Origin of the sequence: Nonomuraea deserti (assembly GCF_004348685.1) — a bacterium.
Lineage (GTDB): Bacteria > Actinomycetota > Actinomycetes > Streptosporangiales > Streptosporangiaceae > Nonomuraea > Nonomuraea deserti.
Map to the genome: position 1 here is coordinate 1 of NZ_SMKO01000130.1, position 12,630 is coordinate 12,630.

Below are 12,630 nucleotides of genomic sequence, written 5' to 3' on the forward strand. Positions count from 1 at the left end.
GGCCGGCCGGGCGCCGTCAAGTTCGACGCCGAGGGCCACGTGATCGGCGTGATCGAGCTCGACATCGCCGACGGCACGGTCCACGCGATCCACTCGGTGACCAACCCCGACAAGCTAGCCCATCTCAGAGGCGTCTGAGAAGCGAAGTTTGTGGTTGATTGCCAGTTGCGCGTATTGCCAGGTTGGGGTGGTTTCGCCGGGGAGTCACCACGTCGGACGTACCGCCGCCGACCAGCTGGCGGCACACGTGGCGAGGCAGGGTGAGGCAGACTCTCGGGCCCAAGGCAGCGCGGTCCCACGCGGTGACGCCATTCGCCACGATGCGGGTCGCGCATGTCTCGGTCCGCACTTGCCGCCACCTTGTCCGTCCTCACCGTCCCTGAGCCCCAAGCCGGCCGACCGTACGTCGCGGTCGCTTCAGTCACGGGTTCCCGCGGGGTGGCACGAACACGTACCAGGTCTTCTCCCCAACAACGCGAAGGTCGATCGAAGTCCAGGCAGCGAGGAAGGGAGCCGGAGGTCTGCGGGAGGTCGTGATGACACCGACCCAATCGCTCCGTGCTATCGCGGCTCTGATGGAGGACGGTACGGATGATGTGCCCCCGTAGTGGCGAAAGACGCCGTGTGAGGCACATTTAGCCAGATATCCGATCTGTACGGCGTCGTGGCCGTACAGGAAACACGGAGGGCGCATCCCCACCTGCTTGAGCTGGGCGGCGACCGCCGGCGCGGTGGCGCGTGCGGCGTAGACCTGCTCGCCGTAGACGTAGACGGACTTGGCCTGTACAGCGAAGTAGCATGCGACACCGGCGACGGCGAGCACCGCTGTGCCCCGCCGCCGGCACAGCCAGATGATGCCCGCCGAGACGGGGAGAGCGAGCAGGGCGTAGGCGGGTAGCAGGAAGCGCGGAGCGGCGTAGCCGACGGTGAAAACGTAGGACAGGGCGAGTGACAGACCGCAGGCCAGGGCCGCCACGAGAGCACGACGCCGGACCATCCATACGCCCAGCCCTGCGACGACCGGCACAGCCGCGAACCAGGCCACCTGCGTCAGCGGCAGCCCTCCGCATTCGACGCCGAAGCGGCACAGCAGGGGTCCGTTCAGCGCGCGCAGATGGTCGGGAAGGCTGAAGTGCAGCCCCGTCGCGTTCTCCGCTCCCGCCGCGTGCAGGCGCGCGAGCGGCCCCCCGAACCGCAGGACCGCCTCGATCATCCACTCCGCCCACCCGATCGCGAGCCCGGCCACCGTGGCGAAGAGCAGCCGCGGGCTCCTGCGCACGACCCCATAACCGACCAGTGGAAACGCCAGCCAGGTCGCATCCGAGGGGCGCATGAGCGACGCGATCGCGAACGCCACGACGATCCCGGCAGTGGCCAGGCGCGCCCTCGGACGTGCCTCGGCCAGACAGGCAAGGCCCACTCCGGCGACGCCGCAATAGGCGACCCACATGTTCGGCATGGCCTCGTTGGCGTAGAACAGCGACAGCCACAGGCCGCCGAACAAGGCGGCGGCGAGCGGTGCCACTGCTCCGGCCCGCAACCGAATCCACGGCAGGTAGGCCAGGAACAACGCGATTCCCGACAGCAGGCTGAGATAGACCCGGACGGCCGTCACCGAAGGGGTGACCAGCGCGACAGGAGCCACCAGGAGCTGAACCCCTCGGGCGCGTGGCGCGGTGAACTCGGCGGCGGGAACGCCGCGGGCCACCTGACTGATGTACACGCTCTCGTCCCACCCGAGCCCGATCCTGGCCGTCAACGCCAGCTGAACCGCCGTGTAGCAGGCGGCCACCAGCCCCAGCGGCACGTACGAACGGACGGCGATCCACGACCGCGGACGGCCAGGCCGCCAGGTGCTCGCCACGCCGTGAGCGACGTCGGCCGTCCGGTGCGCGGCTGGGGAAGGTTCGGCCTCATCCATGCCTGCCACGCTACGAAGAGCCAGGTCAGAGGCTGTCTAGACTACGGTTCGCGGCTGGCATCGAGGTGCCCCGGGATCGTCCGACCGCCTGCCGGTACTGCGATGGCTTCGTTTCGATCGTCCCGCGTTCGATCCCATGATCAGCTGGGAGTTTACTGACGTACGAGTCGCCGGCTTCGAGCAGGTCCAGCACCTTGCGCCGCAGCTCCGGCGGACAGCCCCGTCGTCCCGTGCACTTCCCTCTCATCAGGAGGCACGAGAATCCAGAATCCGTCTCCACTCAAGGACGGGGCATGGACACGACCACCTGCTGGATCGCGGCCGGGGACCGGCAGGGATGGTGCTGGGGCTGCTGCTGGCCAGGACGGGCGCCGAGGGACGGTGCTGGAGAAGCAGGGGACTTTCTGCGCGACTTCCGCGGCGACACGGTACACCCCACCACCCTGGAACTGCTCGACGAGCTGGGCCTCGGCGACCGGTTCGAGCGGCTGCCGCAGAACCGCCTCGACGAGGTGCTGGCGCCGGTCGGCGGCGGGATACAGCGGGTGGGCGACCTGGCGCCGCCGGGCAGGTAAAACAACATCGCGATGGTCCCGCAGTGGGACCTGCTCAACCTGCTCGCCGACGCCGCCGCCGAATGCCGCACGTTCACGCTGCGCATGAACATCGAGGACTCGGTCACGGGCACGTCACCCTCACCCACGACTCATTCCACGAACTCGATCCGTTCGGATCGCCGCTCACCTGGAAGAACTCCTGATGGCAAGCGGAGTGCTGTCAGCGGTCAAGCACATCTGCTCCGCGCGCGGGCGGAGGAGCTGACGCGCGGCGTCGCCCGCGCCGTCAGTCCGGGCGGGCCTCGTCGAGGTGGTCGGGGACGAGCGGCAGCAGCACCTCTCGTAGAGGCTGCGCAGCTGGTCGGCGTCGACGGGCGGGGAGACGACCGTCGCTCCGACCGCGAGCAGGTAGGGCAGCAGAGCAGCGGTCCTGGCTTCCTCGTCACTGCTGACGGCGGGCCGCCACACCCGCTGCAGCGCCGACAGCCGCGCCTCATCGAGACGGGCCTGCACGGCGCGGACCTCGGGATCCGAGGTCGCCCACGCTCGCATCGCGACATCGAGCGAGGGAAAGTAGAGCGCCGTGCCCGGGCGGACCAGGTTGGTCAGTTGGGCGAGCACAGCGCGGACGCCGGCCGATTCACCGGCTTCCGCGATGGCGTTCTCCAGCGTCTCGATCGACAGCCGCTCGAAGTGCGCGAGCAGCGCCTTCTTGTATCCTTCCGCGCCGTCGAAGTGGTGGTGGAACGACCCTTTCGACAGCTCCAGCCGAGTCGCGATCCGGTCGATGCGCAGCCCTCGCGCGCCCTCTTCCGCGAGGATTTTCAGACCTTCGTCCAGCCACCGGTCTCGTGCCGCGCTCACGCGGCGAACCTAGCACACGGTGTACGACACCCGTGGCGGGGCGGAACCGTCATGCCAGGAAGCTGTAGACGCCGGTCCCGACTGAGATCAGCAGCATGGCGGTGGCGTTGAGGTAGAGGACGGCGACGGGCCAGATCGGATCGGGGAGGGCGAACATGATGCTCCTGGGGCCGCGAAATAGGCACGATCAGCACCGTACCATACGGTATGGTATGGTCATGCGCGACCCGAGGAGCCGGCTCAGCGGGACCGCTCCCCGAGCCACCGGTCGAAGGTGGTCGGCGCGATGCGGGCGTCTTGTCGGCGTACTTGATGTCCCGGCTCACCACATCACGGACCGCTGACAAGTGAAGAAGTCGCAGGTCGCTACCGCCAATTTCTGCACTCAGCTTCCTCGGGCCGGATCGCCGATGCGGACATGCAGGTTCGTCAGCACGCGGAATTTCCAGCCGTGCAGGTTATGCGGCCGTCTGGGGTCCAGGGAGAGCCGTGGGTGTTGCTCAAGTAGCACGTCCAGCAGGGCCGCGATGATGGCACCGACGACTGGGGCGGCGAGGCATGCGTGGCGGGAGTATCCGAGGCCCAGGTTGGGGGAGGGGTTCCGGTTGATGTCGAAGGTGTCTGGGTCGGTGAAGATGCTCTCGTCCCGGCCTGCCGAGGCGATGACCGCCATGACGGTCGCTCCGGCGGGGATGATCTGTCCGGCGAGGAGCGCGTCTTTGGTCGCGCGGCGGCTGAGCGCGCCGTTTGGTGATAGCCAGCGCAGCGCTTCGTGGACGGCCTTGCGGATCAGGCGCGGGTCATCGCGGATGGCCTGCATCTGCGTGGGGTGCTGGAGCAGCGCGAGCAGCGTGAGCCCGGCGCCGGCCGCCGGTTCCAGGAACGCCGAGAGGATCTCGATGAAGGTGGGCATGATGTGCTCGGCGGATCGGACACTATCGGGCGGGCAGCCGCTGTGGAGCAGCTGCGACAGGACTGAGCCGTCGGGCCGGTCTGCGGTCTGCCGGGCGGAGGGCTCGATCGTCTGGCGGATCTCGGTGGCGGTGGCCATCGCCTGTTCGTGTACGGCCGGGTCCGTCATGAAGTTGCTCATCCCGGCGCTGAGGTTGCGGGCCCAGCGCATGAGCGCGTCGGTGTCCACGTCCGGCAGGCCGATGAAATGGGCGAGGGCGGTGCTCGCGGCGGGTTCGAAGTAGCTGGACATCAGCTCGTCCCGGCTACTGAGCTTGCTGGCGTACGGCCGTGCGGCCTCGCGGGTGAGTGTGGTGGCCCGTTCGATGCGTTCGTGGGCGAATCGCGTGTCAACGGCGGCTCGCAGATCGGCGTGGGCGTCGCCCTCAACCTTGAGTACGGACCGTTCCCCGAATATCTGCGTGGCCAGCGAGGGGAAGGCGCTGGTGTACGACTCGTAGGCACTGAGGACCTGGCGCACGTCATCCCAGCGGGTGACCATCCACAGGTCGAGCTTCGGCAGCAGGACGACCGGCGCTTCGCGGCGTAGCCTGGCGAAGATCGGATAGGGGTCACTGCCGAGCTGGTCGAAGGTGATGGACGCGGCGAAGTCGTTCATCGACGTCACCCTCCCGTCGGCACACCGGGCTGCTCGGCGGCCGCCTCATCGCCGCCGAGGCGAGGGCGCGGAACCGGATTGCCGCGCAGGTACTCCACCTCGGTGCGCACGTTCGCCAGCAATTTGGCGGCAGTGTCCTGGCTGAAGCCGTTGCGGATGACGAAGCGGATGACGGCTATGTGCTCCAGGTCGGGCGGCAGGTAGTACGTCGGGGCCTGCCAACCGTGCATCTTCAGCCGGGCGGCCAGGTCGAAGACGGTGAAACCGTCGTAGCCGGGGGCGGTCCGCACGGCGAGCACCGGCAGTTCCGAGCCGTCGGCGATGAGCGAGAGCTCGGGGAGTTTCGCGATCTCCTCACCGAGGTAGGTCGCCACGTCCCGGCAGGTCTGCTGGACGGCCTGGTAGCCCTCGAAGCCGAGCCGCAGGAAGTTGTAGTACTGCGCGATGACCGGGGCGCCGGAGCGGGAGAAGTTAAGCGTGAAGGTGTCCATGTTGCCGCCGAGCAGGTCGCAGGAGAGCACCAGGTCCTGCGGCAGGGCGTCCGGCTCCTGCCAGACGATCCAGCCGACGCCGGGGTAGACCAGGCCGAACTTGTGCCCCGAGGTGTTGATCGACTGCACCCGGGGAAGCCGGAAGTCCCACACCATGTCGGGTTCCAGGAACGGGGTGATGAAGCCGCCCACGGCCGCGTCCACGTGCAGCGGTATTCTCAGCCCGCGCTCGGCCTCCAGCCGGTCCAGCTCGGCCGACATCTGCTCGATCGGGTCGTACTTGCCGCATTGCGTGGAGCCGAGCACGCCGATGACGCCGATGGTGTTGTCGTCACAGAATTCGCCGAGCCGGGCCGGGTTCAAGGTGAAGGCCGGCTCCTCGATCGGTATCCAACGCGGCTCGACGTCCCAGTACTGGCAGAACTTCGGCCAGCAGGTGTGGACGGCAGTGCCCATCACGAGGTTGGGGTTGGCGGTGGGCAGCCCGGCCGTCCGGCGCCGCTCGCGCCACTGGAACTTCATCGCCAGCGCGCCGAGCATGGCCGCCTCGCTGGAGCCGCCCGTGGAGCAGCCGACGCTGGAGCCGTTCGGGTCGCCCCACAGGTGATCGAGCATGTTGACGCAGCGCGCCTCGATGTCGGCCGTCTGCGGGTACTGGTCGTGGTCGACGAGGTTGCGGTCGAGGGTTTCGGCGATAAGTTCGCGGGCCTGGGGTTCCATCCAGGTCGTGCAGAAGGTGGCCAGGTTGAGCCGGGCGTTGCCGTCGAGCAGGAGTTCGTCGCGGATGAGCGCCTGGGCCGCTGCGGGATTCATCGGGCTGGCCGGCATCTTGAACCGGGGCACGCCGCCTTCCGGCACCAGCCCGTTGTAAAGGGGATTGACATCGAGTGATTCTTGCCACCGGTCGGATTCGACTCGTCTGAGCATGAGCTTCACCCCTCGAGAGCTTTACGCCATGTCAAACACTTACGGTAGGCAATTGCTTACTAGGAGTCAATATCGTGGCCGCGCTGACGTCCACGCGGGTGAGCATGTGGGTGCCGCGAACCTTCATGATCCCGCCCACCGTCGCGACAGTCCTCATAGAGCAGGGCGTGGACATCGGCGTCGTGCTGGAAATCCTCGGCCATTCACAACTGACCACGACCAAGCGCTACACCCCCATCACGGCCACATACTCGACCGAAGCAGCAGCCCGCATGGGCCGAGCACTCTGGGGATAACCGCAACTCGAAGTGCAACCGGTCGGGCTTCCGGATCACGGAGATCAGGAAGTCCGCCCAGGTCATTGTGGGTAGGGCACCCGGGGCTCGAACCCGGAACCGACGGATCAAAAGTCACCAGCGTTTGTGTCAAGCCATGCCTCAATGTACTTCCTTGTAACGCTCCGCCCCTTTTCGTCGTCCTCGAAATGCCCCAAAATGCCACCGCGGGTTCACGGGTGCCGTTGGCCGAAGAGCAACTACCGAGCAACCGGCCGGGCAATGGCACGGCCTTGACCATTCGGGTAGCCCAAGAGGGAGCATCGTGTCCTAAGGGGATGGCCGCGAGCCGCGAGAAAGGGAGCGGTCGGCCAGGAAGCAGGGGGCGGTGCCGGCCTGGCCGCACGCGTGCGAAGGGCGGCGGCCAGGATCCGGCAGGTGCAGGGTTGCCCCTTTCCGCTGACGGTTTAGAAGAACCGGAACGTGGTGTCCGGCTTGGGCAGGTCGAGCTTCCCGGGACCGCGGAACTTCGTCGTGTCCTTCGGGACGTCCACCAGCGGTGTGCCCAGCATGAGAGGCACGCTCACGCTGCTCCTGGACAGGTCGACGGTGACGTTCGCGCCGGTGCCGGTCTCATCGCTGTAGGTGGAGTCGGTGCCGGCCAGCACGAGGCCGATCCTGTGTCCCTTCTTGAAGGTGTAGTCCTGCGGCAGCGTCAGCCACGTGACCGTGCCGTAGGTGCCCGGCGGCAGTGGCGTGGCCTGGCTGAGCGAGTCGCGGTTCTGCACGTCGATCCAGCCTCGGGCGACGATCTCCAGCGGGCGGGTGGCCACGTTCGTGACGACCTTGCGGTAGCAGGCGTCGTCGGCCGCGGTGCTCTCCCCGTGACAGTCCTCCTCTGCGAGATCGGTGATGCCCTCGTTGGTACGCCAGTCGACGCGGGAGTCCTCGCCGAAGTCCACCAGCAGCGCGGTCAGGTTGGAGGTGGGCTTGTCCAGCTTGACCCGCAGGTCGGCCGTGGGAGTGCCGGACAGGCGCAGGTCCTGCGACAGCTCGCCGGTGGTGAACGCCACCCGCCCCGGGTTCGCCGTGCCCACGTCGGCCACCATGTCGGTCTCGCTCATGGCGACGTCCTTGAAGGACGCGGCACTGTTCGCCGCGGCGGGCTTGGAGCCGAGCGAGCCGTCGGCGGCGGGGTAGAGCGACGTCTTGAGCGCGGACGGCGCCGGCCAGTCGGACTGGGTGATCCACTGCTTCGGGCTGACCTCGACATCGGCGCGGGGCTCGCCGGTGATCCCGTTGCGCACGCCGTGCAGCCAGTGGTCGAACCACCGGTGCAGCGTGTCCACCCACAGCCCTCTGCGGCCCTCGAAGTCGAACGGGTCCACGTGTCCGGTCTGGCCCACCCAGATCTTGCGCGGCACGTTCCTGTCGGCCAGAGCCTTCCACCAGGTCGAGAAGTTGTCGGGCTTGACGTTGAGGTCGTTGACCGTGTGCACGACGAAGACGCTGGCCCTGACCTTGGAGACGTCTCCGAGCAGGCCGCCGATGTAGTCGCGCTCGGACCAGAAGGCGTTGTAATCGCCTGTGTCGTCGGCGTCCTCGGCGTCCATCCTGTCGCGTACCTGCTGGCACTTGGCCTCGGGGTCGGTGTCGACGTGGTTGGCCAGCCCGGCGGCGTAGTCGTAGTTGTAGACGACGCCATTGGAACGCTGGTACTTGTACCAGGAGCTGATCGCCGAGATGGGCACGATCGTCTCCAGACCCTCCACCCCGGTTGCCGCGACCGCGTTGGCCAGGGTGCCGTCGTACGATTTGCCGATCATGGCGGCTTTGCCCGTCGTCCAGTCCGCCACGACCGCGCTGCCGTCGGCCCTGAACGCCCTGGCGCGACCGTTCAGCCAGTCGATGACCGCCTTGCCGCCCAGCACGTCAGCTTTGCCGCCGATGTCCGGGCAACCCTCCGACCGGGTGGTGCCGAGCATGTCGACGTTCAGGACGGCGTAGCCGCGAGGCACATAGAAGTTGTCATAGAAGAGCGGAAATTTTGTGACATTTCCGGCGGCGTCGTAGGCCTTGTGCTCCGACTCGTTCCCGCGACCCGAGTTGTCGTAGTACGGGCTCTCGTCGATGACCACCGGCACCTTGAGCCCCGGCCCGGACTCCTTCGGCCGGATGATGTCCACCCGCACCTTGTCAAGGTTGCCGTCGAGATCGCTGTCGACCGGCGACTCGACGTACACGTGCTCGCGGACGGCGTCCGCATAGGAGAAGACCGGCTGCGTACGGCCGTTCTCGATGGTGATCGCCGGACCGGCTGTCGCCTGGGCCGGGATCGGGATCGCGAGGGTGAGCGCGGCGGCGATCAAAGCTGTGCGTAATGATGACATACATGACCTCCGAGGCAGTTGAGTGGTAAGTCAGGGGGTCAGGCAAGTAGTTCGCGAGGCGGCAAGATCGGCAACCGGGGCTGTTGATCACGTCCCGGGGGAGCAAACACCCTCCAGGTCTTCAACGTCAACCCGGGAGCGGGACCGAACGGTCACTGGCCGATGGACGAAGGCCAGGGCGGCGGCAGGTCGGGGGCCGGCCCGTACCGGGGACGCTCGGCCGCGGCCAGGCGGCGGGAGCAACGGCCGAGTTATGACCGGGCGAGGTGGACGAGGTGCGCGTCTACGGCCGCGTCATGGTCGCCGACCTGGTCGCCGGCGCCATCACCAACGAGGTCCGGGTGGCCGAGCGGGTGCGGAAGCTGCCTGCGGCGATCGCCAGACGGCTGGAGGTCCCGGCCGGGGCGTCGACTCGCGCGCCGCAGTGCAGGCATCGCTGAGCATCTGTGGACTGTCAGTTAACGACATGGCGGATGTTGATTCGGCATGCTTGGACAGCCAAGGAGTCATGTCCCCTATCTGGTCGTGGAGAGCTTTGTCATGCGAGTACGGAAGACGCTGGGCGCCATGGCCGTGGCGGTGGTGGCGGCGGCCGGTGTGAGCACGACCGCCGGGCCCGCCGGGGCCTCGTCGCAGGCGGCCACCGCGTCAACCTCCACCGTGTCAACCTCCACCGCGTCGGCCTCCGCTCGCTTTTACTGCCGGTTCGGCGGCCGCGGCAAGGCGCCGAAAAACCTGACGATCTACGAGTCCACGGTTTTGATCAGCAACCCCGTGGGCGGGATTCCCAAGGGCAAGGTGTACAACTGCGACTACGGGGTGACCGGCAGCAAGTACACCATGTGCGGCCGGACCTGGAACCGATGGGAGTACGTCAGCTACAACGGCAAGAAGGGCTACATCGTGGCCGCCTGCGCCAAGCCCGCGAGTTAGCCCCACTCCCCGGACGGCGACGGCCGTGCGCGGCGCCGTCGGCCGTCACCGCGGCGCTGAGGTCGGCGAACGTGCTGACCGTCAGGCTGACGTCGCCCGTGCCGGTCCCTTCGGGTCGATGATCACCATGTGGATGCCGGGCACGGTGCTCTCCAGCTCTCATTCCTGGGCGGCGCAAGAGTCGCCGTCGGAGTCGCTGCACAAGGGGGTCCGGCGCGAAGGCAGTCGTGCGTGTGGAGAGGCTGGGGCCGGCACCGCGATGGTCTGGCTGCGGTCGTTTTTTGAGCTTCGGCCTGAAAATGAAGCCGAGGGTGATCGCTTGATCGCTTCCGAGCGTGACGTGGCCTTCGACGGGGCCGGAGCTGTAGGGCAGGGTGAGTCCGGCGGTGACGGCGTCTTGGTCGCGGCGTAGTCCGGTGACGAAGGAGTGCAGCTCAGGCTAGTCGTCGTCCCGGACGGCGTTCATCCACGTCTCCAGGTTCTGGCCGTGGCGGTGCGTCATCATCTCGGCGAACTGGCGCACGTGCAGCTGAAGCGCCGCCAGTTGGGGGCAGGCGATGGTGAGCGCCTGGAGCTGGCGGTGTTCGGAGGGGTCGAGGTGGGCAGGGTTGCGCAGGAACCAGCCGGTGGCCTGCCGGACCGTGGGCGGCCGCGTTGATGCCGGTGCGGGAGGTGTTCCGTCGCGCCCGGGGCGGACGTACTGGCGGACGGTGGTGCCGCTGCCGCGATAGCCCAGGGCCTGCAGCTCCTGGTAGAGGAGTTCGGCGTTGGTGCATCCCTCGGCCCAGCGCTTGCGCAGGTAGGAGTCGTAGGCTTCCGAGTTCCTGGGTCGCCGGCCGGTTCCGTTGTGAACGAGCAGGTCCTCGGGACTGGCGGCGCGGGCGAAGCGCCGGACGGTGTTACGCCCTAGGGACAGCAGGTGCGCGATCTCCCGCAGCCCTTGGCCTTGCTCGATCAGGGCGTGAATGGCGGCATGCCGTTCACGGGTTCGGGTGGCGATGCGGTCCTGGCGGTCGGCGGGCGAGCGGGGCGGGACGGACGGCGCCGCAGGTGGCGAGGTGTCGGTGCGCGTGCTGGGTGCGGCGGTCAGGGCTTTCAGGTGGTCGCGGTGGCGGGTGACGGTGCGTTCGACGACCTCGCCGAGATTCCGCCAGAGGTGCCGCCTGTCCGCGACCTGGGTCGCGTGCGGCGCGCTTTCTGCTCCGAGATCGGGATGGGAAGTTCCCTGCCCTCATGGACGAGGTGCTCGCCGAGGCCGGCATTCAAGACGGTGCTCACTGGTATCCGGATGCCGCCCCCATCCGTTCGGCCAGGAGCTTCTGGGAGACGCCCAGGCGCTTGCGCATTTCGGCGAGCCGGGTGCCGCGCAGCTCCACTCGAAGCTGCTCTCGGCTGGTCTCCCGCGCGGCGACGCGCTCGGGAGAGTCCCACTCGGGGGCGATCTCACGGACCTTGGCCTTGGTATCGGACCACTTCACGAACTCGCTTATCAGCGTTCCTCCAGGAGTTCGGCGGCGGCCTTGGGATCCATGATGTTGGACCAGGCTTGTTCGGCGGGTAGGAGATGGCGCTCGGGCAGGGCGTATTCGGGGAACCAGCCGTCCGGTTCGCAGCCGGGTACCCGGTTCAGGATCGTCGTGGTCAGATTGGCGGGGACCGAGCCGGTGATGCGGATCGCCGCGTAGGTTTCGTTGCCGTCGTCGGCGCGGATCTGGATGCCGAGGCGGAAGCCGGGGAAGTCGGCGGCGTGCTCGTGGCCGTCGCGCAGGGAACCACATGCCAGGTCGCGGATCGTGGCGTTGAGACGGAGGACGAATCGGGTGGCCGCTTCGAGCCGGTAGCGGTCGTGGTCGTCCTCGTCGGGCAGGAGGTGCCCGCTGTAGGTGCTGGTGGTCAAGGACTGGTCGTGTTCGCTGTTGTAGCGGGCGCGGGCCGCCTTCCCGCTGCTTTCCAGCGCGGTGTAGAAGTCGTCGCCGGAGCCGTCCTCGCGAACTCCTGCGGCGACCAGCCAGGTGGGGACCTCGGCGTCGGGGTCGTCGGTTCAGACGGCGCCGCGCCAGCGTTGCACTTCACCTTGAACAGGACCACGTCGTCGATGGCGCGGATGCGCTCGTGCGCGGTGTCGGGGTCGGTGAACTGCTCGGCGGCCTTGTTCAGCAAGGGATGGCTGATCGCATCCAAGGGGGTGCGGGCGGAGGGCAGCGGCAGTTTCAGGTCGTCGCGCAGGACGCGGAGGGTGGGGCGCACACGTGGCACGGCGCTGTCTACTCCTCCCAGTCGCCGGTGCCGCCGAGCTCGTTGATGCGCTCGGGGGACAGGCCGGTGAGTATGGACACGCTGGAGGACAGGGAGCCGTCCAGGACCTTCATCGACTCGATCATGCCGCGCCGGATCTGTTCGCGCTGCTGTTCGAGGTAGACGCGGACGGCGGCGGCGACCAGATCCTTCTTGGTCACCCCGAGGAAGTGCGCGCCCTGGGAGATGAGCTCATCGGTTGCCGGATCGACTTTCAGTGGTGACTGACGCTTGGCGGTGTGACGCATGGTCAAAGGTTCCTCCTGAGCTCATAGTACCTAGGTACCTCACTGAGCGGCGAGGCTTCGACTCATGGGCTTTCGAGTTGCGCGCGCCGTGTATCTTGCTTGCTTCTGCCGATAATGTCATCCGGCCAGGTCATGGGCTTCGTGGGGATCGCGTGATAC

15 protein-coding genes are annotated in these 12,630 nt (G+C 67.6%); 6 read left to right on the forward strand and 9 right to left on the reverse strand.

Annotated elements, in window-relative coordinates:
* Positions 1–421: 421 nt before the first annotated feature.
* A complete protein-coding gene (locus tag E1292_RS34075) occupies positions 422–1,921 on the reverse strand; it encodes a hypothetical protein (RefSeq protein WP_132600753.1) in 1,500 nt (499 codons plus the stop codon).
* 293 nt (positions 1,922–2,214) lie between these two features.
* Between E1292_RS34075 and E1292_RS34080 the strand changes: the two genes are divergently transcribed.
* Positions 2,215–2,496, forward strand: a complete 282-nt coding sequence (locus E1292_RS34080; RefSeq protein ID WP_132600756.1) for a hypothetical protein — start codon at positions 2,215–2,217, stop codon at positions 2,494–2,496.
* 165 nt (positions 2,497–2,661) lie between these two features.
* On the opposite strand, the gene E1292_RS34085 is transcribed toward E1292_RS34080, so the two are convergent.
* From E1292_RS34085 to gad, 3 genes are all read right to left on the reverse strand, one after another.
* Positions 2,662–3,342, reverse strand: a complete 681-nt coding sequence (locus E1292_RS34085; protein WP_132600759.1) for a TetR family transcriptional regulator — start codon at positions 3,340–3,342, stop codon at positions 2,662–2,664.
* A gap of 385 nt (positions 3,343–3,727) precedes the next feature.
* A complete protein-coding gene (locus E1292_RS34090; RefSeq protein WP_132600762.1) occupies positions 3,728–4,912 on the reverse strand; it encodes a cytochrome P450 in 1,185 nt (394 codons plus the stop codon).
* Positions 4,913–4,917: 5 nt separating this feature from the next.
* Positions 4,918–6,330, reverse strand: a complete 1,413-nt coding sequence (gene gad, locus E1292_RS34095) for a glutamate decarboxylase (protein WP_132600765.1) — start codon at positions 6,328–6,330, stop codon at positions 4,918–4,920.
* 74 nt (positions 6,331–6,404) lie between these two features.
* Here gad and E1292_RS34100 point away from each other — a divergent pair, with 74 nt between their 5' ends.
* Positions 6,405–6,626 carry a tyrosine-type recombinase/integrase gene (locus tag E1292_RS34100; protein WP_246090526.1) on the forward strand — a complete coding sequence of 74 codons (222 nt, stop codon included), beginning with the start codon at positions 6,405–6,407 and terminating at the stop codon, positions 6,624–6,626.
* A 446-nt stretch (positions 6,627–7,072) separates the two neighbouring features.
* Here E1292_RS34100 and E1292_RS34105 read toward each other — a convergent pair whose 3' ends face one another.
* Positions 7,073–8,995, reverse strand: coding sequence for a Xaa-Pro dipeptidyl-peptidase (locus E1292_RS34105; protein ID WP_132600768.1), 1,923 nt, complete (start codon positions 8,993–8,995; stop codon positions 7,073–7,075).
* Positions 8,996–9,261: 266 nt separating this feature from the next.
* Here E1292_RS34105 and E1292_RS52975 point away from each other — a divergent pair, with 266 nt between their 5' ends.
* The 4 genes from E1292_RS52975 (at position 9,262) to E1292_RS51590 (ending at position 10,586) form a co-directional block, all read left to right on the forward strand.
* On the forward strand, positions 9,262–9,435 hold the full coding sequence (locus E1292_RS52975; protein ID WP_220447195.1) for a hypothetical protein: 174 nt from the start codon (positions 9,262–9,264) through the stop codon (positions 9,433–9,435).
* Positions 9,436–9,535: 100 nt separating this feature from the next.
* Positions 9,536–9,928 carry a hypothetical protein gene (locus tag E1292_RS34115; RefSeq protein ID WP_132600771.1) on the forward strand — a complete coding sequence of 131 codons (393 nt, stop codon included), beginning with the start codon at positions 9,536–9,538 and terminating at the stop codon, positions 9,926–9,928.
* 118 nt (positions 9,929–10,046) lie between these two features.
* Positions 10,047–10,340, forward strand: a complete 294-nt coding sequence (locus E1292_RS34120) for a hypothetical protein (protein WP_132600774.1) — start codon at positions 10,047–10,049, stop codon at positions 10,338–10,340.
* A gap of 75 nt (positions 10,341–10,415) precedes the next feature.
* Positions 10,416–10,586, forward strand: coding sequence for a hypothetical protein (locus E1292_RS51590; RefSeq protein ID WP_165974877.1), 171 nt, complete (start codon positions 10,416–10,418; stop codon positions 10,584–10,586).
* Between the two features lie 616 nt (positions 10,587–11,202).
* Here the strand turns inward: E1292_RS51590 and E1292_RS34130 are convergent.
* From E1292_RS34130 to E1292_RS34140, 4 genes are read right to left on the reverse strand one after another with little or no spacing between them, the layout of a single operon-like run.
* The gene (locus tag E1292_RS34130; RefSeq protein ID WP_132600777.1) at positions 11,203–11,406 is read right to left on the reverse strand and encodes a hypothetical protein; all 204 of its coding nucleotides are present in this window, start codon (positions 11,404–11,406) and stop codon (positions 11,203–11,205) included.
* Between the two features lie 11 nt (positions 11,407–11,417).
* Positions 11,418–11,825, reverse strand: a complete 408-nt coding sequence (locus E1292_RS52980; protein WP_220447196.1) for a hypothetical protein — start codon at positions 11,823–11,825, stop codon at positions 11,418–11,420.
* A complete protein-coding gene (locus E1292_RS52985; protein ID WP_220447197.1) occupies positions 11,822–12,184 on the reverse strand; it encodes a hypothetical protein in 363 nt (120 codons plus the stop codon). The genes E1292_RS52980 and E1292_RS52985 overlap by 4 nt, the downstream gene beginning before the upstream one ends.
* A gap of 8 nt (positions 12,185–12,192) precedes the next feature.
* On the reverse strand, positions 12,193–12,477 hold the full coding sequence (locus E1292_RS34140; RefSeq protein WP_220447198.1) for a hypothetical protein: 285 nt from the start codon (positions 12,475–12,477) through the stop codon (positions 12,193–12,195).
* Between the last annotated feature and the right edge of the window lie 153 nt (positions 12,478–12,630).

What these genes read in the sequence shown, in the direction of transcription:
- E1292_RS34075 (WP_132600753.1), bottom strand. Translation starts at nt 1,921, where the DNA reads ATGGATGAGGCCGAACCTTCCCCAGCCGCGCACCGGACGGCCGACGTC.
- E1292_RS34080 (WP_132600756.1), top strand. Translation starts at nt 2,215, where the DNA reads ATGGACACGACCACCTGCTGGATCGCGGCCGGGGACCGGCAGGGATGG.
- E1292_RS34090 (WP_132600762.1), bottom strand. Translation starts at nt 4,912, where the DNA reads ATGAACGACTTCGCCGCGTCCATCACCTTCGACCAGCTCGGCAGTGAC.
- gad (WP_132600765.1), bottom strand. Translation starts at nt 6,330, where the DNA reads ATGCTCAGACGAGTCGAATCCGACCGGTGGCAAGAATCACTCGATGTC.
- E1292_RS34105 (WP_132600768.1), bottom strand. Translation starts at nt 8,995, where the DNA reads ATGTCATCATTACGCACAGCTTTGATCGCCGCCGCGCTCACCCTCGCG.
- E1292_RS34115 (WP_132600771.1), top strand. Translation starts at nt 9,536, where the DNA reads ATGCGAGTACGGAAGACGCTGGGCGCCATGGCCGTGGCGGTGGTGGCG.
- E1292_RS34120 (WP_132600774.1), top strand. Translation starts at nt 10,047, where the DNA reads ATGATCACCATGTGGATGCCGGGCACGGTGCTCTCCAGCTCTCATTCC.